Origin of the sequence: Nocardia sp. CA-151230 (assembly GCF_050942175.1) — a bacterium.
Taxonomy (GTDB): Bacteria; Actinomycetota; Actinomycetes; order Mycobacteriales; family Mycobacteriaceae; genus Nocardia.
This window is the reverse complement of record NZ_CP192061.1, coordinates 6,030,277-6,051,073: the sequence shown is the minus strand read 5'-3', so window position 1 is coordinate 6,051,073 and position 20,797 is coordinate 6,030,277. Positions and strand designations below refer to the sequence as shown.

Below are 20,797 nucleotides of genomic sequence, written 5' to 3'. Positions count from 1 at the left end.
AAGGTTGATCGGGATACCGAAATCGGCAGCGATGCAAGGGATCTGGCGGCGGTGCCGAACCTGCGGATCACGGGTGTGAGCGTGCCGCTGCTTCCCGGTATCGGGTCAGCAATTCCGGCGACGGGTCTGCAGCAAAGGTGCGGGTTGTGGCCAATGGCCAGGCAGGGGGCTGCGGGGCCGACGACATCACCCACGCGGCTTGGCGAGCGGCTCCTGCGGCGACGTATTCACCTGGAACGGGAACATCGACGGGCACCCCGAACACCGCCGGCGCGATGGCGCACACGGCTGCCGAGCGTGCACCGCCACCGGTCAGCGTGATCCGGTCGACGGGCACCGAACCACGACGGAACACGTCGGCGGCAGCGGCGGTCAGGCACAGCAGCGACTCCACCGCCGCCCGGGCGAGATTCTCCCGGGTCATCGACTCCATCGTCATGCCGTACAAGGAGCCGGTGGCGTGGGGAAGATTCGGCGTCCGTTCGCCTTGCAGGTAGGGCACCTGTACCAGCCCGCCCGCGCCGGGTGACGCCGCCAGCGCCAACGCCGACAGCTCGTCGAGATCCACGTCGAGGACGGTGGCGGTCGCCTCGAGGATCCTGGCGGCGTTGAGAGTGCACACCAGTGGAAGAAAACGACCGGTGGCGTCGGCGAAGCCCGCCACCGTGCCGGACGGGTCCTGGACCGGCGTGGTCGTGACGGCGGCGATCACGCCCGAGGTACCCAGGGAGAGCATCACCTCACCGTCGCGCAGTCCCAAACCCAGTGCTGCGCCGGCGTTGTCGCCGCACCCGGGCCCGACGATCATCTCCGGCGGGCCCAGCGCAGGGTCGCAGGTGCCCGCGGGCTCCGTCGGCGCCGAGACCGCCGGCAACACGATGCCCTGCGCGTGGGTCTGGCTGTACCGCAAGGCCATTGCCAGTAGCTCACGCCGGTAGATACCGGACACCGGATCGAAATAGCCGGTGCCCGACGCTTCGCTACGGTCGGTGACCAGGTCGTCGAGCGACCTCGCACCGCGCAACCGCCAGGTCAGCCAATCATGGGGCAACGCGATCGCTGCGATACGGGCGGCGTTGGCGGGCTCGTGGTCGGCGAGCCAGCGCAGTTTCGTGATGGTCAGCGACGCGACCGGTGCGGTGCCGATCGCGTCGACCCAGCGCCGCACACCTGTGTCGTGATCGCCGTCGCCCATTTCGTGAACAAGGTCGCGTGCGGCAGCAGCGGATCGGGTGTCGTTCCACAGCAGCGCCGGACGGATCACCGCGCCGTGGGCGTCCAGGCAGACGAGTCCGTGCTGCTGCCCGCCGACCGAGACCGCGGCCACGTCGTCGAGGCCGCCGGCCTGCTGTATCGCCGATTGCAGTGCCTGCCACCAATATTCGGGATCGATCTCGGTTCCGGGCGGGTGCGGGGCGGAACCGGAGCGCTCCGGCCGGCCGCTGTCGGCGTCGCGGATGACAACCTTGCAGGATTGGGTCGAGGAATCGACCCCAGCCACCAGTGTCATGGCCTCATCCGATCACATGCTCGACGGCGAGTTGGTGCAAGCGCACGAAACCGTAGTCGCGCGTCGCGGCGGTCTCGGGGTCGAACAGGTGGTCTCGGGCCGCCGCGAACGCCTGTACCGATTCAGCCTCACCGAGGGTCGGCTGGGCGAGGTCGAACACCCCGGCGTGTGTCATGGCCTCCCGCACGCGAGGGTCGGCCCGGAATGCGCGGGCCTTGTCGGCCAGCATCAGGTACGTCGACATGTTCGCTCGTGCCGATTCCCACACCCCGGGCATGTGTTCGGTGCGTGAGGGTTTGTAGTCGAAGTGCCGGGCTCCGGTGTAGCGAGGGCCGTCGGGATAGCCGGGGAACCCGTTCTCGAGCAGGTCCACGGTGAAGAACGCCGACATCAGATCGCCGTGGCCGAAGACCAGGTCCTGGTCGTATTTCGCGCCGCGCTGCCCGTTGAGGTCGATGTGGAACAGCTTGCCGCTCCACAACGCCTGCCCGATCGCGTGGGTGTAGTTGAGTCCCGCCATCTGCTCGTGGCCGGTCTCGGGGTTGACCCCGACGAGCTCGGCATGGTCGAGCTCCGCGATCAACGCGAGGGCGTGTCCCACGGTCGGCAGGAGGATGTCACCGCGCGGCTCGTTGGGTTTCGGCTCCAACGCGATGCGCAGGTCGTATCCCTGTGCCTTGATGTAGGCCGCGACGGTGTCGATGCCCTCCTTGTACCGTTCGAGCGCGGCGTAGAGGTCCTTGGATCCGTCGTATTCACTGCCCTCCCGGCCACCCCACATGACGAAGGTCGTGGCATCGACCTGTCCGGCCAGATCGACCGCGTGCAGGATCTTCCGCAACGCGAAGCGGCGGACCGCCCGGTCGTTGGCGCACAGTCCACCCTCCTTGAACACCGGGTGGGTGAAGGTGTTGGTGGTGACCATCTCGATCGCCAATCCAGCGCGATCGGCCGCGTCCTTCACCCTGGCGACGCGCTGCTGCTGATCGGCCTCGTCGGCGTCGAATGGGTAGATGTCGTTGTCGTGGAAGCTGATCGCCCAGGCCCCGAGCTGGGCCAGCCCGTCGACGTAGTCCCATGGAGCCAGCGTCGGACGGGTCGCGGCACCGAACGGATCAGCGCCGCTCCAGCCGACTGTCCACAGTCCGAACGAGAACCTGTCCTGCGGTGTGGGTTGGCGGGACATCGCACGATTCTCTCATTTGGCGCTGGCGCTGACCACGGTGCTGCAGAACCCGGCGGGTGTGTCGCAGGGCTCACCCGGTCGTTGTCGCCTAGCTCGACAGCGCCGCCGAGCTGTGCTCGCGGATCAGCTCCGCCACCGCTCGGCAGTTCGCATCGATGAAGAAGTGACCGCCCGGAAACGATTGTGCGGCGAAGCTTCCCGAGGTGTGTGAGCTCCATGCCTGGATGTCCGCGAAGCTCGCATCGGGGTCACGGTCGCCGACCAGTGCGACGATGGGGGACTTGACCATTGTGTCCGTGGTGCACGCGTAGGTCTCGATGGCTCGGTAGTCGTTCCGGACGATCGACAGGATCAGTTCCCGAAAGTCGGGATCCTCGAGCAAAACCGCGGGCGTACCGCCGACCCGAAGCAATTGCTCACACAGTTCTCGATCGCCGAGCAGATGCACGCGCCCGGTTTGCGTCGCCGACGGAGCGCAGCGGCCGGAAGCGAAAAGCACTGTCGCCGTTGCCCCTACCTCATCCTCGAGCCGCCTGCACGCCTCGAAAGCCACGACGGATCCCATGCTGTGGCCGAACACGGAAAAATTCTCGGCATCCCCGACAGCTTCGATCACCTCGGGAAGCAAGCCGTCGACCAGCCCTGAAATATCGCCCACGAGCCGTTCGTGCCTTCTGTCCTGCCGTCCCGGATATTGAACGGCGAGAACGTCGAACTCCGAACCGACGGACTCGGCCAATGGTCCGAAAGAGAGGGCGGATCCGCCGGCGTGGGGAAAGCAGACCAACTTGTGGGAGCCATTCCTCGGTGCGGGAGACAGGTGACGCAGCCAGCTATTGCCCATAGGGTGGAGAGCCTTTCATCGGATTCAACATCCGAACGGTACCGTGCACAGGGGCTCGAGCCGGGTGCGGGGGAGAGCGTCAGGGCTGTTGTGGCGCAGGGGAATCCGTAGGGGCGCGGCGGAACGGGGCGGCTACGTCGGGGCGCAGGGGAGCAGCGGTGGCGGATTCGCGGCGGCGGAGGGCCTCGGTGGCCTCGGGCTCGTTGTTGGCCGTCAGGCGGTAGACGGCGCGTTCGAGGATCGGAAGGACTTCGGACACCTGGAGGGTGCCGTCGGCGCATTGGCCGAGCAGGGAGAAGGTCATGTTGGAGAGGACGACGGCGATGTCCTCGAGGTAGCGGGGCTCGGCGCCGGCGAGAACGGCGGCGGCGATGGGGAGGACGGCGTCCAGGCCGTGATTGTCGAGGCGTTGGTTGGCCGGGCCGATGCGGGCCCGATGGTAGGCCTCGAGCATGATCGGGTGGCGTTCCCACGGGTCGAAGACGTGGCGGATGACGCGGAGCAGGCCGTCACGGATGGATTCGCCGGGGGGCGGGGACTCCATCGGGATGTAGGTGTTGTCCTCCATCCAGGCTTCGATGGCGGAGACGAGCAACTCGTCGCGGGTGGGGAAGAGCTTGTAGATGGTGGTGAGCGAGACGCGGGCGCGGCGCGCGACTTCGCGCAGCTGGACGGCGTCGTAGCCGTCCGATTCGAGCAGAGTGCGGACCTCGAGAAGAATCCTCGCTCTCGATGCCTCTTCCGTCTCCTTGGCCATGCAGTTACAGTAACGCCGTTACTTGAGTAACCCGGTTACTCATCGCGTCCGCACGAACCTTCCAAGGTGTCAAATGCCAGATATCTCGCGTCGCTCCCTGCTGTCCGGGGCAGCCGCCACCGCTGCTCTGCTCGCGACGGCGCCGGTCGCCCGCGCAGGAATCGCCGCCCGGGTCCGGAGAGTGGAGCTCACCCGTGAGGACCACCGGGTCATCGTCATCGGGTCGGGTTTCGGTGGCGGTGTCACCGCCCTGCGCCTCGCCGAAGCGGGTGTCGATGTGCTGCTGCTGGAGCGCGGCGTGCGCTGGCCCACCGGCCCGAACGCGCAGACCTTCCCGCACGCCAGCTCGCCGGACAAGCGCATCCTGTGGCATCGGTCGAGTCCCGATCTGTTCGGCAAGCCGTTGGCTTTCGACAAGTACACCGGACTCGTCGAAGCCGTGGCGGGCCAGAACATGACCGCCCTGTGCGCGGCCGGTCTGGGCGGCGGATCGCTTGTCTACCAGGGCATGTCGCTGCAGCCGACGGAGGCGGTCTTCAGCGCTCACTTCCCGGACGGACTCGACTGGGAATCCCTGAATTCCGTCTACTATCCCCGGGTCGCCCGCATGCTGGGCCTGGCCGTGGCGCCGGACGAACTGATCAACACGCCGAACTACACCGCCGCAAGGGTTTTCGCCGATCACGTCCGCCGCGCCGGTCTTCCGCTGTCGAAGATCCCGATGCCCATCGACTGGAACTTCGCACTCGCCGAACTCCGCGGCGAGATGGCCCCCTCCTACACCAACGGTGACGGGGCCATGGGCGTCAACAATGGCGGCAAGCACTCGGTCGACGTCACCTATATCGCCGCCGCCGAGGCCACCGGCCGCGTCACCGTCGAGACCCTGCACGAGGTCACCGATATCGAGCAGGCCGCGGACGGCCGCTGGGTCGTGCACGTGAACCGCACCGACACCGCCGGCACCGTGCTGGAGAACAAGATCCTCACCACCAATGCTCTGGTCATGGCCGCGGGCAGCCTGAATACCACGCGTCTGCTGGTACGCGCGGGGGCCACGGGCCAGATCCCCGATCTTCCGGACGAACTCGGCCGCGGGTGGGGCACCAATGCCGACCGCATCTACGTGTGGTCCGCTCCCACCGAGGAATTCGGCCTCGCCCAGGGCGGTCCGGTCGTCTACGGCAGCCTGAACTGGGATGACCCGAACAACGCGCACACCGTCATCCAGGCGTCCATTCCACCGCTGTCGATGGACGCGCACAGCACCATGATGGTCGGCTACGGGCTCAGCACCGGCCGCGGCGAATTCCGCTACGACTCGGCGACCGATGCCGCCACCCTGCACTGGCCCGCCGACGGCGATAGCGCCATCCAGGACAATCACATCGGCCCCGCGGTGCAACGCATCGCCGGACCGTCGAGCGTCCTGCTCGACACCAATCTCGCGTTCCCCTCCACCTGGCATCCGCTGGGCGGCGCGAGCATGGGCACGGTGTGCGACCTGGACGGGCGCGTCCACGGCCAACCCGGCCTGTACGTCCTCGACGGCGCGCTCATGCCCGGCAACACCGCCGCCTGCAACCCGTCGATGACCATCGCGGCCCTGGCCGAACGTGCGCTGGACCACTTGGTGGCCGCCGATGTGGGGCAAGCGATTTGACCGTTCCCACGGACGCGCCGTACCGAACTCGGCCCGATTTCCTGCGGTCCGCGCGCAGATTGCGGCGACACCGCGATCTGCCGGTCATCCGGGCGCCCATCGCCGAGGCCATGCTGCGGGTGGTGGTCGGCGGCCGGCTCGAACGCCGACCCGGAGCGCACAGCGGGCGCACAGCTCTCACAGCTGACCCATAGCTTCGGTACAGCTTCGGCCCAGTGATCTCCCCGACGCTGTAACGATGTCAGTTCTGACCTCGGGAAACACCCCGATCGAGCGCTCCGTCATGCGTCGTGCCGACGGCAGTCCCGTCAGCGTGCTGGTGGTGGACGACGAACCGGCGCTGGCCGAATTACTTGCCCTGGCCCTGCGTTACGAGGGCTGGACCGTCGGCACCGCCGGGGATGGGCGCGCGGCCGTCGCCAGGGCGCGCGAACTGCGGCCCGATGTGGTCGTGCTCGATGTGATGCTGCCCGATATGACCGGTCTCGAGGTGCTCGACCGGCTGCGCCACCTGCTCCCGGATCTGCCGGTCCTGCTGCTGACCGCCAAGGATTCGGTCGAGGACCGGATCGCGGGCTTCACCGCGGGCGGCGACGACTACGTCACCAAGCCCTTCAGCATCGACGAGGTGGTGCTGCGGCTGCGGGCGCTGCTGCGGCGCGCGGGCATCGCGAGCGAGGACAGCGGCTCGCGGCTGGTGGTCGGCGATCTGATGCTCGACGAGGACAGCCACGAGGTCACGCGCGACGGCGTCGACATCGTATTGACCTCAACGGAATTCGAGCTGCTGCGGCTGTTCATGCGCAATCCCCGCCGGGTGCTGAGCAAGGCGCAGATCCTGGACCGGGTCTGGAGCTACGACTTCGGCGGCCGCTCCAACATCGTCGAACTGTATGTCTCCTATCTGCGTAAGAAGATCGACAGCGGCCGCGCGCCGATGATCCACACACTGAGAGGTGCGGGGTATGTCCTCAAGCCGGCTCAGTGAGTCCACGCGGGAGCGGGGTGCGTCCATGAATCGACGCGATGAGTCCGTGAACGAGCTCCCCGCACCCTCGGGCCGGCCCGCCGAGCCGAAGCCGCGCCGCCGCTGGTCGCTGCGCAGGCGGCTGCTGGTCGGGCAGGTGGTGCTGCTGGTGGTCGTGGTCGTGGGTATCGGCATCGCGACCGAGCTTGCGCTGCAACAGTTCCTGGTGCACCAGGTGGACGTCGGCCTCACCGAGACGACAGAACATGCCCTCGGTGACGCGGGTGGCGGTCCCAGCCTCGGCCCGCCGCCGGACCAGCACAATGCCCCCGGCCCGCCGCCGTCGACGGGCGAGTCGGCCGGTCCGGGACCGGAATTCCTGAATCGCCGCAGCATCCAACCGGATACGGTCGGCGCGCTCGTGGAGCGCGACCACTCGGTGACCGCGGGCCGCGTCGGCAGCGACGGCGTGCAGTCCGCCCTGTCGGAGGCGGCCCGCAAGCAGCTGGCCGCCGTCGCTCCCGGTAAGCCCGTCTCGCTGGATATCGAGGGCCAGGGCCACTATCGCGTGCTCGCCGAGACCACCTGGTCGGGCAAGACGGTGATCACCGGTCTGCCGCTGGCCTCGGTCGACGCCACCCTCATGCGGGTGTTCCTGATCCTGCTGATCGTGACCGCCGTGGTCCTGGTGGTGGCAACCTCGGCGGGCATCTGGCTCATCCGGCACGCCCTGACCCCGCTGGATCGGGTCGCGGCCACCGCCGCGCGGGTGGCGGACCTGCGGCTGGATCGCGGGGAAGTGACGCTGCCCGTGCGGGTTCCGGTCGCCGACGCCGACGCCCGCACCGAGGTCGGGCAGCTCGGCATGGCCATCAACCGCATGCTCGACCACATCGCGGGCGCGCTGGAGGCCCGGCACGCCAGCGAGACCCGGATCCGGCGGTTCCTGGCCGACGCCAGCCACGAACTGCGCACCCCGCTGTCCTCCATCCGTGGTTACGCGGAACTGGCACTGCGGGAACGGGATACGCTGCCGCCGGTGGTCGCGCACGCCATGAGCCGTGTCGACTCCGAGTCGCGGCGCATGACGACCCTGGTGGAGGACATGCTGCTGCTGGCCCGCCTGGACGCCGGGCGCGGCATCGAGCACACGCCGGTGGATCTGACCCGGCTCACCGTGGACGCGGTCAGCGACGCCCACATCGCCGGCCCGGATCTACAGTGGGCGCTGGAACTACCGCCCGAGCCGATCGTGGTCACCGGTGACACGGCCCGCCTGCACCAGGTGCTGGCCAACCTGCTCGCCAATGCGCGCGTGCACACCGGACCCGGTACCCGGGTCACCACCGCCCTGGCCGAGGACGGCCGGGGCGGGGCGATCTGGCGGGTCACCGACGATGGACCGGGTATCCCCACGGAACTGCAGCCGGAGGTCTTCGAACGCTTCGCGCGCGGTGATTCGTCGCGCTCGCGACGCGCCGGCAGCACCGGGCTCGGCCTGTCCATCGTGGCGGCGGTGGTGAAGGCGCACGGCGGCGCCATCGCCGTCGAAAGTCGTCCCGGCCGAACGGAATTCACCGTGCGCCTGCCCGCCGCGGGCTGAGTGCACAGCGGCGGTCAGCCCGCGGCGGTGACGGTCAGCCGAAGGATCCGGTCGGCGGCTGCGGCTGCGGCTGCGGCTGGGGCTGATCCGGGCCGCGATCCTGGTCGCCCGGCCGGTCGTGTCGATCCTGGTCGCCGGGGCGGTCGTGCTGGTCCTGGTTGTCGCCGCCGCGATCGTGATTCCAATCCGGGTCGGCGATCTGGCTGACCACCGGAATCCCGGAGTCGGTGGTGGCGGCCGAGGCGGGGATGGCCAGCGCGGCCACCGGCACCGCGGCGAGCGCGCCGGCCACGGCGATGCGGGCGGTCACGCGGCGCAGGCGGGACGGGGTCACAGACGAGGATTTCAACGTGCAGAACCTTTCTCGGAGGGGCGGCGGGCCGACCGGCCTGCCGTGACTTCTATCCAAAAGCCCCTATGTGGGTGGGCCATGGGTCCGACCTATGTGCCGGCTGGGAATCCGAGCCGGTGTCGCGCCGCAGTAGGCTGAGCCGCGTGGGACGACCGGACGCAGCACTTACCGCCCTCGCCGCCCAGAGCGGCGCACCCATGCAATTCGTCGCGGACCTGCGCGATATCGCCACCCCAGACCCGGATTCACGCCGTCTCACCGATCCCCGGCACGCCGCCGAACTGGTGGCGGCCGAGACCCGGGACCGGCTGCGCGCGGTGTTCGAGGCCATGCCCGCCGACCCGGTCATCCTGCTGTCCGGCGGCGTCGACTCGATCTTCTTGGCCGCCACCGCCGTCGCCCTGGGCCGGCGCCCGCACGCCCTCACCGTGCTGGCCGCCGACGGCACCGATCGCGCCAATGCCACGGCCGCCGCCACCGCACTCGGTCTGCCGCACGACATCGTCGAACTGGACGGCCCCGCCGTCGCGGCGCTGGCCCGGGAATCGCTGGAACGCCTGAAAGTGCCCGAGCTGTGGGAGGTTTCCTATGCCGTCCCGATGCTCGCCATCCAGCCGGTCCTGGACCGCCTCGGCGTCACCGGCCCGATCCTGACCGGCAGCGGGGCGGACGCCATCTTCGCGGGCGGCAAAACCCTTGCGCACCAGATCGATTCATCCGAGGCCACCGCGGAACTCGACCGCATCACCCGCACGGAATCCGCCCACAACTTCACCGTCGACCGGCTCGTCCCGGACTTCTATCCCCGCATCCTGGGCGACCGCGCCGACCACATCGTGCATGTCTTCCAAACCGCCCGCTTCTGGGAACTCGCCCAAACCCTCGCGCCCCCAGCACTGTTCGGCCTGCACGACGGAGCTCCCGCCGACAAGCTGTGCGTCCGCATCGCCTGCGAGCGGCTACTGCCCGACTCGGCCCGCTCCCTGGCGTGGGCCGAGAAGTCCGCCATCCAGCGGTCGGCAGGCATCATGGGCGCGCTGGCCGAGGCCGCCCGTGCGTACACCTCCGACCTCCCCGGCGCACGCACCTATTCCGATCCCGGCACCGAACCCTTCGACGCCGTGGCCACCCGCCTCTATCTCGCGCTTCTCCTGCGCGATCAGCGGCGAGACGGGTGACCGATCCGGCTGTCCCGGTTCAGTTTCCGGACGCCTGAAGCCCTGCGACGCGGAACTCGTGACTCATCCCCGAGCACACCACGTCATTGCGGACCGACACCGTGCACGTGGCTCCGGCGTAGTAGACCGACGTCGTGTACTGGTCGACCCCCGGCACGATCGCCGGATTGCCACCCTGCAGAGTGTGGCCGCCATTGGAGCTCCACTGCGGGTGCGAGGGAAAGTAGGCCGTGTCGATGGCAACGGCCGGCACGTAGGGCACCGGGATCGTCATACCCGCGATCGTCATCGACATGATCGCGGCCGGCGTCGGAAGATCGCACCCCACAACACCATTCGGAGTAATCGAACAGTTGTTTCCCGCCATGTTGAACCACGCCACCCCATTGGCGTCCACGTAGGGCGCCGGATCGATGAAATCTGCGTGGGCCACACCCGGAACAACGCTTGCCAAGAACCCGGCGACCACTGCGCCGCCGGTGACCACTGCTGACCTAACCTGCATCGCACATCTCCTTTGATGAGTGTTCAACGGATCATGTCGTATACGTGTCGAGGCTGGTGGGAGATCTTGTCACGCATGAAGAAGGGGAGCCCGGACACCACGCCCAGACTCCCACGGTTGTCGTGGTCGGTCAGGACCGGTCGAACTTTCCGTCCTGCACGGCCGCGTTGAAGATAGCCCATTGGTCGGCGGGGAACATCAACTCAGGCCCGCCGGGGTTCTTCGAATCCCGGACGCCGGTCTCGGAGCCGAAGTGCGCGACTTCCACGCAAGCCTCCTGAGATGCTGAACGGCTGCTCTTGTACCACTGGGCACCCTGTCGGGTGGTGCTCATACCGCATACTCCTTCGCTTTGTGGGCCAACAAGTCCCGTGTGCATTGCTCATCCAACGCACGGCGCTTGATTTCCACAAGAGCGCTACGGTAACGGTCCACTTTGTCCGCCTGATCGAGGTAGAGCGCACCGGTGAACCCCTCGACGTAGACCACGGGCGGTTCGATCCACTTGGTCTTCGATTCCGGCGATGATCGGGGCGGAAACTCCAGCAGAACGAAGTGGTACGTCTGAAGCCCTAGGTGCGCGCCGACCGTTTGCGGCACAACACCGATCGACACATTACGCCGCTGCCCAACTTTGATCAGTTGATGGATTTGATCGGCCATGACAGCCGGTCCACCGATCTCGTGACCCAGTACGGACTCCGACAGCAGGACGGCTGCCGAGAACGTTGGATCTTCCAACCGCTCTTGGCGTTTCATGATCAGTTCCACACGTTGTTCGACGGCCGAGGTGGGCATTCCGGGGAAGGCCGTCCACTCCAGGGCACGCCGATAGGCCGGCGTCTGGATCAGGCCCGGAACGAATGTCGTCTGCCATGCGGTGAAGCGGCGAGCCGACTGCTCGAGCCCCAAGTAGAGGTCGAAGTGTTCCGGTACGCAGTCGCCGTACGAGTGCCACCAACCGGGGCGCTGGGCTTCTTCTATCAGTCCGAGCAGGGCGGCAGTATCTTCGTCGGAGGCTTCGTAAAGCTTACAAAGGGCTTCGACGTACAGGGTTTTCAGTTTGACCCCGCCCTGGCCGCCTTCGAGCCGCCACATGGTCTGCGGCGAACACTGAATGACGGCACAAGCCTTGGAGACGCTGACTCCGGATGTCTCACGCAGCCTCCGAAGTTCGCGCCCCAACATTCTGCGGGGAACTGTCGAACCGATCATTCCGTTAGCCTCACTATCGTTTGTGTGCTGATTTGGAATGGTTTTCGTGCTGGGGTTTGGAAGACGGGGAGAAAATTCGAGTACTCCTGCCCTGGAATCTTCCGTCAATGAACGGGTGGCTGTCTACTGGTATTCACCCCCGGCCGCCGAGAACCTGAACAGCCGACCCGGTCAACAAGTTCCGATTGTGTGCCCTTCGACGCGGGTCGCACGTTCAGGCCGTACCGGCGGCCGGGGGCCACCAAACATCAACGCCGACAACCGGAGCGTCAGCCATGTACGGCACACCCATCGAAAATCATGAGGCGATCAGCGCGATGTCGGTCGGTTACGCGCGGGATGTCCTCCGAGTCCATGCATCGTGCCCGATGTCCGTGTGCGGCAAGAAGCGCCAGGCCATCGCCGTGATCCGTGCGGGCGACCGGACGACGGGGAGCAGGCCATGACCTTCATCTCGCACGACGCACCGGACTATCCGGTCATGAATCTGCAAGCGGCACAACATGGTCTGAAACAGCATCAGCATTGCGACGACACCCGCGACACCCGGCGATACTTCACCGGCTTGGTTCCGAAACTGGAGCGTGCGGACCGGGAAGGCAAGCCGCTCAGGGGAACCTGGAACATCTGGTGATCCAGTCCACCGGTGGCGACAACCGGCGATGTACCCGCCGTGCACTCCGTGGAGGAAGTCGGTGCGAGAGCTCAGCAGGATGGTGGATGCGGCGGCGATCACCGTCGAACCACCGAATTCGCACGCGGTTTCCATCAGTCCGGAGGCCGCGCCGAAGTCCGTTTCGGCTCTCATATTGGCCATGATCAACCGGAGGGTTTCGCAGCAAAGAACGTGGCACCAGCGGACTGCGCGTCCGCGACTCCGACCAGACGAACGCCGAGCAACAGCACGCCGCCCCCGCCATGCGGGCGATAGGCCCATCCTCACTGATCACAACATCAGCCAATGGACAACCCGCCTTCGCGGTTTACGTCCGCGGCCACGGCGCACTCCACCCATACGCCTTGCACGTACTGACAATCACATCCGAGGGCATCACCAGGATCGTCGCATTCCAAGGCTCGAAACTGTTCCCGCTGTTCGCACTCTGACCCGGCCACACGTGATCCGGCAGATCTACCACCATTCAACGGATCATCAAGGCGACCAACAGAATTGCCCATCAGAACGCCTCCGACTATTCCGCATCGCAGCCAATCTCTGCGGCGCCCGCCGCTGGATCGACTTCGACATCCAGCATGACCGGATATATCGAGGTCGGCGTTGCGATCCACACAAGGGTATGTAACCGGGCATATGATCCGGGCAGTGCTCTTGCCGTGATATCGATGGTGTCGCTGAGGAGACGGAAGCATGGCCGCTTTGGTTGACCTTGCCGTGGGGATCGCACCCATCGCTGGTGGATTGGCTCTCGGTGCAGCGGCGGGATATCTGAAGGGCCCGGACGTCCGCAAGACGATCAAGCAGGACATGGAACTGCTGGAACGCCTACCTCCGGAGGCGGTGGAGCGGCGAGCCGAACTCCAAGAGAGCATCGATAGTCGCATCGACGACCTGGTCGCAGCCGTCAACCGATACCAGTCGCTGCGCAGAGTGGCCGCCTCCTATCGCGGCGGCTTGCGCGACATCCTGCTGTTTGTCTGCGCGCTTCTGTTCACGGCGGTCTGGTGGAGCGTCGATCATCATAAGAGCAGCTGGCTACCGATGTTCGTTGTCCTCATTGTGATTTCAGTGTGGGCGGCCGCCTACGCGTTCAGGGGTCTGCGCATATCCCTACTCAGCTACCGGAAACGGAAGGACTGATCTGGCCGGTTCGGTCAGCGCGATGAACGGATGCTTGCTCGCCCGGATCCGGGTACGACGCGCCTGATCGTGGTTGGCTGCTTCACCCGATCCAGGTGCTGGTCATGTCCTGCACTTTCGCGCCGTCGAGGTCGGCGAGTTTGACGGCGACGAAGTTTCGGGCGGTATCGGAGGTCTGCACTCGGAACGGGAGGTCGGTGGCGTCGAGTGCTTCGACGATGGCCTGGGCGGCAGATTCGGGGGATTGGGCGTTGGCGAAGGCGCCCTCGGTGCGCTTGCGGTAGGCGGCCAGCGCGGCAGCGTACGGTCCGGCCGCATTCGTTGCCAGTATCTCGCGTCCGCCGACGTTGGCGACGAATTCGCTTGCGACGGCACCGGGTTCGATGATGCTGACCGCGACCCCGGTCTGCGCTGCTACCGGGGCCAACGCTTCCATGAAGCCCTCGACGGCGAACTTCGCGGCGCAGTATGCCTCGTTGAACGGCTGTCCGATGACCCCGCCGACGCTGCTGACGGTCAATACTCGTCCGTGCGTGGCGCGCAGTTGCGGGAGCACGGCGCGGGTGACTTCGAGGACGCCGAAGAAGTTGACCTCCATAACGGCGCGGATCTCACCGATGTCCTCGAGTTCGAGGGTGCCCAGGTGGCCGGCGCCCGCGTTGTTGATCAGTGCGTCGAGGTGGCCGTGGTCGTCGACGACGCCGGAGACGCAGCGGTGGACGGAGGCCGGATCGGTGACGTCGAGCTGTCGGACCTCGACGTGGTCGGCAACGCCGTTGTGGCGGGCGAGCTCGACGAGTGCGGTCGAGCGGGCGGTGTCGCGCATGGTGGCGATGACTTGCCAGCCGGAGCGGGCGGCGTGGATGGCCGTGTGCAGTCCGATGCCGGTCGAGGTGCCGGTGATCAGGACGGTTTTCCGGTCGATGGACGGGCTCATGTGTTCCTCCTGGCTATTGGTTATGAACCATAATCATAATACATCATAATTATTATGGGATATAGCTATAGTGGAGGGCATGTCGAGCGAGCAGGAGCAGCGGGAACTGACGGGCGAGGTAGTGGGGCTGTTCGCAGCGATCAATCGCCGCTACGCCACCGAGGCGGAGGCAGCGGCCGGCGCCCATGGGTTGACGCCCATGCAGGCCAAAGCGCTGCTGGCAGTACAGGAACCGGTCGTAACCCGGCGGATCGCCGAACACCTGCACACCGAGCCGTCGAATGTCACCGCTCTCGTCGACAAATTGCAGACCCGCGGCCTGATCGAGCGCCGGGAGAATCCGAATGACCGTCGAGTGCGCCTGGTCGCGGCAACCGATCAGGGCAGACGCGTAGCCGAGGACCTACAAGCCCGCATGCCCTTCGCCAGCCGACCCCTGGCACGGCTGACCAGCGAGCAACAACACCAACTCCGCACCCTGCTCACCATCCTGCTCACAGACTGACCAACACCCGATCAAACAGCACACGAAATACACGACATTCGGCAGTTCAGTGAGTTCACCGGCGGCGGCTGGCGCCGATCTGCACGCTTGGCCGACTGCCTATACTTGCGCGGTTACGCGCAAACGCGAGGTTGGGTGCATGAAGGATCCATTGTGGGAGCGGATGTCTGCTGATCTTCGGGTTCGTGTCGATGAGCTGATCGCCCAGGACCGCAAGGTTCTCGCCATCAAGGAGATCCGAGACATCCTCGGCGAGCCTCGACCGGGCATCAACGAGTGCATGGACCTGCTCGTCGAGCGGTACGCCGAGCTGGGGCAGCCGTGGATCAGGCCGACTCCACCGCTGGACCTCGAGATTCTGGTCAACAAGGTAGCGAAACTACCCGAACGCCCCGACGCGATCGAAGCAGTCTGGGACGGAGACACTTTCGGCTGGATGGTCTGTCTGGTCGCCGTGACGCGGAGCTCCCGAGCTGAGCATTATCTCGCACCGATCCGGCACGGCGGCGACATCCGCCTCTTCAATGGCGAGGTACCTCCGTACCCAGAGGCTCGAGAGGCTACCTCGGTCGGCCGCGCACTCGCCGACACCCTCGGTGTGCCATTCCATTTCACCAGCCCGGACAGGCCGGATACCAACCTCGCCCGGTGGTGGGATGCCCAGGGATAGACGAACAACTGCCCCCGCTGTTCGGACCGCGGTGCGGTTCACCGCGTAAGGATCCCTCCTTCGTCACCCGCACTCAACGTGGCAGTTCAGTGCGTTCATCGGCCAACCAGCCTGCAGCCCAGCCATCGAGCACCTCTTGGAGGCGATTTGCCCGAAATCGCCTCCAAGAGGTGCCACTCGGCGATCGATCAGGCGAACTGGCTTCGAGCCGAGATGAGTTCGGTGCGTTGATTTCCGCTAGGGCCCGTTACTTCGGTGCCTGGAAGCCGCCGATCTTCTGCTCGAGTAGTTCGGCCAGCCGCAGCGGGGTGCGGTCCTCGAACATCGGACCGATGAGCTGCACCCCCACCGGCAGGCCCTCGGGGGAGCGGCCCGCTGGTATGGCGGTGGCGGGCAGGCCCGGCATGGTGGCCATACCGGCCCAGACGAGCTGGTCGAAGTACGGGTACCCGACGCCGTCGATGTCGATGTGCCGGTTCTCCAGACCTCCGTTGTGGTCGTGCGGAAAGGCGGGCGTGGGTGTGATGGGGCACACCACGGCATCGAACTCGGCGAACAGCTGCCGCCAGCCGTGGCGGTGGAGTTCGCGACGGTTGTTCGCCTCGACCCAGTCGCGGTGGCTGAGCACCATGCCGCGCAGCCGCGCCGCATCGAGACTCCGGTCGTCCGCGCGCAGGGCGGCGGCGTGGGTCTGCAGCTGTTCGTACACGTCGACGGAAAGGCTTGCGGCGGCGTTCGACAGCATCAGCTGCATGTAGAGCGTCGCCGCTTCGGTCGGATCGGGCAGCAGCGGACTGTGCCGTTCGACGCGGGCGCCCTCGTCGACGAGCGCCTCGGCGACCCGGTTCACGCCCGCCCGCACCGCCGATCCGGTCGGAATGAGCGGATGGTCCTCGATGATCAGGACACGGAAGTCCGATAGCCGCTCGTGGCGCGCGGGCGGCAGTGAGACGTCGTAGGCGACGCCGTGGGTCAGCGGGTCCGGTCCGGCCATCACGTCGAGCAGCAGCGCGAGGTCGCGGGCGGTGCGCGCCATGGGACCGACGACGGCGAGGTCGAGATCGATCGGCAGTGCCGGCGCGGGCGGCGCGACCATGCCGCGGGTCGGCGCCAGCCCGAGTGTCGGCTTGTGTGCGTAGATGCCGCAGAAATGCGCGGGGGTGCGCAGCGAACCGGCAAGGTCGGAGCCGATGGACAGCGCGCCGAATCCGGATGCCAGTGCCGCCGCCGAACCGCCGGACGACCCGCCCGACGTGCGACCGTGATCCCACGGGTTGTTGGTGGTGCCGTAGATCTCGTTGAAGCTCTGGATATCTCGCAGCATCAACGGCACATTGGTCTTACCGAGCACCACCGCGCCGGCGGCCTTCAGCCGCGACACCTGTACCGAGTCCTCGGTCGGGACATAGTTCGCGTGCTGCGGCATGCCCCAGGTCGTGGGCAGCCCGGCGATGTCGTAGGACTCCTTGACCGTCACCGGAATACCCAGCAGCGGCCGGTCCTCGCCGCGGGCGCGCGCCTGATCGGCATAGCGCGCGGCGGCCCGCGCATTATCGAAGTCCGGCACACAGATCGCGTTGATCACCTTGTCGCCCCGCTCGATACGGGCGATCGCCTCGTCGGTCAGTTCCACCGAGGTCACCGCACCGACACGCAAGGCAGCCGCGAGCTCTTCGGCCGACCGAAAATTCCACTCCATGAATCCGACGTTATTGGCCTGCCACAGAGGACATAAAATGCCGCTCCGCACAACGGGCAAGTCGAACGGGCCACCGTCACCGGCAATGTCACGCACTCGATCCGCCATCAGAAGTGGCCCGCCCCAGGTCATGGTGTTGGCGGTGGGCTGGCGTCATTGGCGAAGGCCATGAAATGCCTTTTCGCACAACGGGATAGATATCTCAGTACTCGTCATGTTCCTCTCGGGCTGAAAGAAGGTTCGCCCGATCGCCGGCGTGGCGGCGCGTGGCGAGTTCGGTGTCGGCGCGGAAGGCCAGCAAACCCTCATCGGGACACCCTCGAGCACTTCACGAGGCTGCGAACCGACGTGTATCCGGACAGCTTCATCAGCATCGGTGTCCGGTCCTCGTCAATAGCGTACGTTCGGCCGGCGCCGGATGCCTACGGCCCGTTGCTCTTCCGATGCCCCTCGCTGGCCGGGTTCGGTCAGCGCTGAACACGCCATGAGCGCTCACTTGTTTCCACTATGGCCAGTATTGCGACTGCGCTCTCGTCTCGGCCTGGCGTAGGGGGCACCTCCCGACCAGGACGGCGACTTGCTGCCGCGCTGCCGCGGACTCTTCAGATCACAGAAGTAGACCGGGACATCGGTGGCGACGGTGAACGCGGCGTGTTCGGCCACGCGCGGAATCCGGATCGGCCAGGCTCAGTGGATTTCGTGAACCTTCGGCACGGTCAGATCTATTGGAGGCCGCGGACTTCGGGCCAGGAGCTCGGGTACGGGTGTCGGTCCCCGGTGACAGGATGCGGGTATGGGTGACCATTTCGAACGAATTGTCGACCTCGATGTGACCTCGGTGGACGCGAGCACGCTGGCCGAGCACATGGTGGACTGGATGGTGTCGCGGCGATGGCTGCTGCGGGAGACTTCGCGCGACGCGATGTACAGCCTCCAGGTCGACGAGGGCTATGTGCCAGGCCCTGACTGGCCGCAGATCACCGAGGAATGGGGCGGCGACTGGATTCCAGGCCCCGTCGCTGTCATCGTCGGACGCCACGACCACTACTCCGGACAGGGCGGCATCGAACCGACCTCCTCGGTATGCCCAGGCTGCCAGGCCACCACCGTGATCATCGACTATCCGCACCAATGGGAAGCCGATCCCGCTGTATGGCAGCCGTTCTCGGACGCGATCGACGCCTGGAAACGAACAGGCACCGGTGCGGCAATCTGCCCCTCCTGCACCACGCCGAGTCCTATCACCACTTGGGAATGGGCGGACGCTTTCGCCCTGGGCGCCCTCGCTTTCGATTTCTGGGGTTGGCCGCCCCTCACCGAGGACTTCATCACCGAATTCGCCGCCCGGCTCGGGCATCGAATCGAACACCACACCGGCAAGTTCTGAACGCCATCGAACTCGGCAACGTCCGTAACGGCGACAGGGATAGGGCGTTCGTCGGCAGCGCTGGCCGCCACGGCGTACGAGGTCAGAGGTTATTTGGCTTCGGAACCTGACTCGACTTGGACCGGTCCGCATTGCCGCCGTGGCGGAGTCGGCTGAAGATGTTGGGCGGCAGGGCGTTTCGCTGTCGGGGTCGGTGTGCGCGGAGCTTGTATGGGTCGTGGTCGTGCACTCGGTGGACCGGCGCGCATGCAGTCTCGACGACTGGAATCGCGTTGTCATCGGGTGACTGGCGATGCACGTCTCCTGGTGGAGGTCAAGCGGGTCGAGTTCCGAAGCGGATCAGCGTCTGCGAAGAAATAGAGCAGCGCCGGTATCGCTGCTGGTAGATACTCCGCTGCGCCCTCATCCGGCTGTCCGGGGGCGCAGTCGTTTTGCCAGCAAGCAGATTTGGCCGTTCTGAACAGCGCGCTATGCGGCAAGGGCGTGCGTTCGGCCAGCCTGGGCATGGCCGGTGACCTGCGGTATGGGGGATACGTTCGTGTGCTTGGGTTTCGGTATGGGATGACCGCTGCTCGACGGCGGGCCCGATGCCTTCGTCGGTGGTGCGCCTGATTAGTTGCTGAGGTCCTGGATGAGATCCAGGGCTGGGTAGAGGACGGGGCGCAGGGGACGAAGTCTCGATAGTGCCACGATGCGTTCGACGAGTGGGGCGGTTCGGCGGATCAGCAGTCGGGTGCGTTCCTGGTCGGGGCTGCGGTCGTGGACCCAGAACAGGACGATGCCCATGTGGGCCAGCCACAGCAGATTCGGCAGCTCGGCCATCAGCCGCTTGTCGCCCTTGACGTCGGTGCCGATGACCAGGTTCCCCATGATGGTGGTGGATGCCTGTCGGGCGGGTCGGCTTTCGTCGCTGAATGGGCTGAGCGGGCTAGTGGGTTCGGCGGCGATCGCGAAGAACTTGCCGCCGAACTCGTGGTAGGGCGCGGCTACGTCGACGAAGGCCAGTTCCATCGCCTGCCATCGGGCGGCGAGGGAGTCGCTGCGGGGGGCCTGCTCGACCTGCTGTTGGTGCAGGGCCTGGATGTGTTGATAGAAGCCCTGGACCAGGTGTTCCTTGGATGTGAAGTAGTAATAGGCGTTGCCGACGCTGACACCGGCTTCGCCCGCGATCGCGCGCATGGTGGTCTTCGTGTAGCCGTTCTGCTCGAACAGGCGCAGGGCGGCGTCGATGATCTGCTGGCGAGTTTCCTCGCCGCGCGCGGTCGCGGGCTCGGGGCGGGGCATGCGGCTCAGGCTAGTAGGGCGGTGTCGACCGGAGCCGGGGGGACACTGGCTTGCTGCTCCCAATGCCTGCTGCGGCGGATCTTGTTCAGGGCGATCAGGTTTGCGAAGTGCATGCCGCCGAGTACGAGCAGGACCATGCCAAGCTTCTTGGCGAGTTCCTCGATTGCGACGCGCGCATCGTCGACCGGGACGCTGATGCGCAAGGCCAGTGCCACGAATCCTGCGTTGACGAGCCAGAACCCGATGACCAGTAGATGATTCACGGCTTCGGCGAGGTCGCTGTCTCCATCCATGACATCCACCAGAAACCGCGCGCCGGTGCGATGCAGGACCCGTGCCACCCAGAACGTGACCGCCAAACTGATGGTCGTGTAGGTCGCGTATGTGACGACGACAAGGTTCATTATCCCAGCTCCCTGCTGATTTGAACGTGTTCAACTGTGAGATTAGGTCATTTCTTGAACGTGTTCAAGTATGGGTGTCGCAACACGGCGAGCGTCAAAATCTGTGCCGAGGATGGCATCGGCATGCGATGCGTGATCACCACCGGCCGGGTCGGCAGCACCGTCTCTTCCGCGAACTCGGCGCCGAGACGGCGTGGCGTGTCAGGCCTACTGAGTTGCCGCACAAAGCGCGCGCCGCGTCTGATGCGCTGAAGTCGGCAGTTGCGGACGTTCGGCACCGGCCGCCGCCGCCCCCGCGCTGGCAGGTTCGGT

The 20,797-nt window shown here is 66.3% G+C and carries 21 protein-coding genes; 9 read left to right on the top strand and 12 right to left on the bottom strand.

Annotation, left to right across the window (positions count from 1 at the left end; all coding sequences use genetic code 11):
- Positions 1–67: 67 nt before the first annotated feature.
- From ACQP1O_RS28830 to ACQP1O_RS28815, 4 genes are all read right to left on the bottom strand, one after another.
- Entirely contained in the window at positions 68–1,510 is a 1,443-nt protein-coding gene (locus ACQP1O_RS28830) for a xylulokinase (protein WP_433561581.1), read from the bottom strand.
- A 4-nt stretch (positions 1,511–1,514) separates the two neighbouring features.
- Positions 1,515–2,696 (bottom strand): xylose isomerase, encoded by a 1,182-nt coding sequence (xylA, locus tag ACQP1O_RS28825; RefSeq protein WP_433561580.1) that lies wholly within the window; start codon positions 2,694–2,696, stop codon positions 1,515–1,517.
- A gap of 88 nt (positions 2,697–2,784) precedes the next feature.
- A complete protein-coding gene (locus ACQP1O_RS28820) occupies positions 2,785–3,540 on the bottom strand; it encodes a thioesterase II family protein (RefSeq protein ID WP_433561579.1) in 756 nt (251 codons plus the stop codon).
- 79 nt (positions 3,541–3,619) lie between these two features.
- Positions 3,620–4,297, bottom strand: coding sequence for a TetR family transcriptional regulator (locus ACQP1O_RS28815; RefSeq protein ID WP_433561578.1), 678 nt, complete (start codon positions 4,295–4,297; stop codon positions 3,620–3,622).
- A 73-nt stretch (positions 4,298–4,370) separates the two neighbouring features.
- On the opposite strand from ACQP1O_RS28815, the gene ACQP1O_RS28810 reads away from it, so the two are divergent.
- The 3 genes from ACQP1O_RS28810 to ACQP1O_RS28800 all read left to right on the top strand — a co-directional run bounded on the left by ACQP1O_RS28810 (position 4,371) and on the right by ACQP1O_RS28800 (position 8,530).
- Positions 4,371–5,960 carry a GMC oxidoreductase gene (locus tag ACQP1O_RS28810; RefSeq protein WP_433561577.1) on the top strand — a complete coding sequence of 530 codons (1,590 nt, stop codon included), beginning with the start codon at positions 4,371–4,373 and terminating at the stop codon, positions 5,958–5,960.
- Positions 5,961–6,198: 238 nt separating this feature from the next.
- Positions 6,199–6,948 carry a response regulator transcription factor gene (locus ACQP1O_RS28805; RefSeq protein WP_433561576.1) on the top strand — a complete coding sequence of 250 codons (750 nt, stop codon included), beginning with the start codon at positions 6,199–6,201 and terminating at the stop codon, positions 6,946–6,948.
- A 25-nt stretch (positions 6,949–6,973) separates the two neighbouring features.
- Positions 6,974–8,530, top strand: coding sequence for a sensor histidine kinase (locus tag ACQP1O_RS28800; protein WP_433561575.1), 1,557 nt, complete (start codon positions 6,974–6,976; stop codon positions 8,528–8,530).
- Positions 8,531–8,564: 34 nt separating this feature from the next.
- On the opposite strand, the gene ACQP1O_RS28795 is transcribed toward ACQP1O_RS28800, so the two are convergent.
- Positions 8,565–8,879, bottom strand: coding sequence for a hypothetical protein (locus ACQP1O_RS28795; RefSeq protein WP_433561574.1), 315 nt, complete (start codon positions 8,877–8,879; stop codon positions 8,565–8,567).
- Between the two features lie 146 nt (positions 8,880–9,025).
- On the opposite strand from ACQP1O_RS28795, the gene ACQP1O_RS28790 reads away from it, so the two are divergent.
- Complete coding sequence (locus tag ACQP1O_RS28790; protein ID WP_433561573.1) at positions 9,026–10,060, top strand: asparagine synthase-related protein; 1,035 nt, start codon at positions 9,026–9,028, stop codon at positions 10,058–10,060.
- A gap of 19 nt (positions 10,061–10,079) precedes the next feature.
- Here ACQP1O_RS28790 and ACQP1O_RS28785 read toward each other — a convergent pair whose 3' ends face one another.
- The 3 genes from ACQP1O_RS28785 to ACQP1O_RS28775 all read right to left on the bottom strand — a co-directional run bounded on the left by ACQP1O_RS28785 (position 10,080) and on the right by ACQP1O_RS28775 (position 11,780).
- Positions 10,080–10,547, bottom strand: a complete 468-nt coding sequence (locus tag ACQP1O_RS28785; RefSeq protein ID WP_433561572.1) for a hypothetical protein — start codon at positions 10,545–10,547, stop codon at positions 10,080–10,082.
- 148 nt (positions 10,548–10,695) lie between these two features.
- Complete coding sequence (locus tag ACQP1O_RS28780; protein ID WP_433561571.1) at positions 10,696–10,899, bottom strand: DUF397 domain-containing protein; 204 nt, start codon at positions 10,897–10,899, stop codon at positions 10,696–10,698.
- A complete protein-coding gene (locus ACQP1O_RS28775) occupies positions 10,896–11,780 on the bottom strand; it encodes a helix-turn-helix domain-containing protein (RefSeq protein WP_433561570.1) in 885 nt (294 codons plus the stop codon). Before ACQP1O_RS28775 ends, ACQP1O_RS28780 begins: the two co-directional genes overlap by 4 nt.
- A 442-nt stretch (positions 11,781–12,222) precedes the next feature.
- Between ACQP1O_RS28775 and ACQP1O_RS28770 the strand changes: the two genes are divergently transcribed.
- On the top strand, positions 12,223–12,414 hold the full coding sequence (locus ACQP1O_RS28770; protein WP_433561569.1) for a hypothetical protein: 192 nt from the start codon (positions 12,223–12,225) through the stop codon (positions 12,412–12,414).
- 735 nt (positions 12,415–13,149) lie between these two features.
- Positions 13,150–13,599, top strand: coding sequence for a hypothetical protein (locus ACQP1O_RS28765; RefSeq protein WP_433561568.1), 450 nt, complete (start codon positions 13,150–13,152; stop codon positions 13,597–13,599).
- A gap of 82 nt (positions 13,600–13,681) precedes the next feature.
- Here ACQP1O_RS28765 and ACQP1O_RS28760 read toward each other — a convergent pair whose 3' ends face one another.
- Positions 13,682–14,536 carry an SDR family oxidoreductase gene (locus tag ACQP1O_RS28760; protein ID WP_433561567.1) on the bottom strand — a complete coding sequence of 285 codons (855 nt, stop codon included), beginning with the start codon at positions 14,534–14,536 and terminating at the stop codon, positions 13,682–13,684.
- 79 nt (positions 14,537–14,615) lie between these two features.
- Between ACQP1O_RS28760 and ACQP1O_RS28755 the strand changes: the two genes are divergently transcribed.
- Both ACQP1O_RS28755 and ACQP1O_RS28750 read left to right on the top strand, forming a co-directional pair.
- The gene (locus ACQP1O_RS28755) at positions 14,616–15,041 is read left to right on the top strand and encodes a MarR family winged helix-turn-helix transcriptional regulator (RefSeq protein WP_433561566.1); all 426 of its coding nucleotides are present in this window, start codon (positions 14,616–14,618) and stop codon (positions 15,039–15,041) included.
- A gap of 139 nt (positions 15,042–15,180) precedes the next feature.
- Positions 15,181–15,711, top strand: a complete 531-nt coding sequence (locus ACQP1O_RS28750; RefSeq protein ID WP_433561565.1) for a hypothetical protein — start codon at positions 15,181–15,183, stop codon at positions 15,709–15,711.
- Positions 15,712–15,958: 247 nt separating this feature from the next.
- On the opposite strand, the gene ACQP1O_RS28745 is transcribed toward ACQP1O_RS28750, so the two are convergent.
- Complete coding sequence (locus ACQP1O_RS28745) at positions 15,959–17,506, bottom strand: amidase (protein ID WP_433561564.1); 1,548 nt, start codon at positions 17,504–17,506, stop codon at positions 15,959–15,961.
- A 697-nt stretch (positions 17,507–18,203) separates the two neighbouring features.
- Here ACQP1O_RS28745 and ACQP1O_RS28740 point away from each other — a divergent pair.
- On the top strand, positions 18,204–18,797 hold the full coding sequence (locus ACQP1O_RS28740) for a hypothetical protein (protein ID WP_433561563.1): 594 nt from the start codon (positions 18,204–18,206) through the stop codon (positions 18,795–18,797).
- A gap of 612 nt (positions 18,798–19,409) precedes the next feature.
- Here the strand turns inward: ACQP1O_RS28740 and ACQP1O_RS28735 are convergent.
- Complete coding sequence (locus ACQP1O_RS28735) at positions 19,410–20,081, bottom strand: TetR/AcrR family transcriptional regulator (protein WP_433561562.1); 672 nt, start codon at positions 20,079–20,081, stop codon at positions 19,410–19,412.
- Between the two features lie 5 nt (positions 20,082–20,086).
- A complete protein-coding gene (locus tag ACQP1O_RS28730) occupies positions 20,087–20,485 on the bottom strand; it encodes a hypothetical protein (protein ID WP_433561561.1) in 399 nt (132 codons plus the stop codon).
- Positions 20,486–20,797 lie beyond the last annotated feature (312 nt).

Coding starts and splice junctions, on each gene's coding strand:
- ACQP1O_RS28775 (WP_433561570.1), bottom strand. CDS start 11,780: ATGATCGGTTCGACAGTTCCCCGCAGAATGTTGGGGCGCGAACTTCGG.
- ACQP1O_RS28820 (WP_433561579.1), bottom strand. CDS start 3,540: ATGGGCAATAGCTGGCTGCGTCACCTGTCTCCCGCACCGAGGAATGGC.
- ACQP1O_RS28730 (WP_433561561.1), bottom strand. CDS start 20,485: ATGAACCTTGTCGTCGTCACATACGCGACCTACACGACCATCAGTTTG.
- ACQP1O_RS28770 (WP_433561569.1), top strand. CDS start 12,223: ATGACCTTCATCTCGCACGACGCACCGGACTATCCGGTCATGAATCTG.
- ACQP1O_RS28735 (WP_433561562.1), bottom strand. CDS start 20,081: ATGCCCCGCCCCGAGCCCGCGACCGCGCGCGGCGAGGAAACTCGCCAG.
- ACQP1O_RS28810 (WP_433561577.1), top strand. CDS start 4,371: ATGCCAGATATCTCGCGTCGCTCCCTGCTGTCCGGGGCAGCCGCCACC.
- ACQP1O_RS28800 (WP_433561575.1), top strand. CDS start 6,974: ATGAATCGACGCGATGAGTCCGTGAACGAGCTCCCCGCACCCTCGGGC.
- ACQP1O_RS28765 (WP_433561568.1), top strand. CDS start 13,150: ATGGCCGCTTTGGTTGACCTTGCCGTGGGGATCGCACCCATCGCTGGT.
- ACQP1O_RS28780 (WP_433561571.1), bottom strand. CDS start 10,899: ATGAGCACCACCCGACAGGGTGCCCAGTGGTACAAGAGCAGCCGTTCA.
- ACQP1O_RS28805 (WP_433561576.1), top strand. CDS start 6,199: ATGTCAGTTCTGACCTCGGGAAACACCCCGATCGAGCGCTCCGTCATG.
- ACQP1O_RS28760 (WP_433561567.1), bottom strand. CDS start 14,536: ATGAGCCCGTCCATCGACCGGAAAACCGTCCTGATCACCGGCACCTCG.
- xylA (WP_433561580.1), bottom strand. CDS start 2,696: ATGTCCCGCCAACCCACACCGCAGGACAGGTTCTCGTTCGGACTGTGG.
- ACQP1O_RS28755 (WP_433561566.1), top strand. CDS start 14,616: ATGTCGAGCGAGCAGGAGCAGCGGGAACTGACGGGCGAGGTAGTGGGG.
- ACQP1O_RS28815 (WP_433561578.1), bottom strand. CDS start 4,297: ATGGCCAAGGAGACGGAAGAGGCATCGAGAGCGAGGATTCTTCTCGAG.
- ACQP1O_RS28750 (WP_433561565.1), top strand. CDS start 15,181: ATGAAGGATCCATTGTGGGAGCGGATGTCTGCTGATCTTCGGGTTCGT.
- ACQP1O_RS28740 (WP_433561563.1), top strand. CDS start 18,204: ATGGGTGACCATTTCGAACGAATTGTCGACCTCGATGTGACCTCGGTG.
- ACQP1O_RS28830 (WP_433561581.1), bottom strand. CDS start 1,510: ATGACACTGGTGGCTGGGGTCGATTCCTCGACCCAATCCTGCAAGGTT.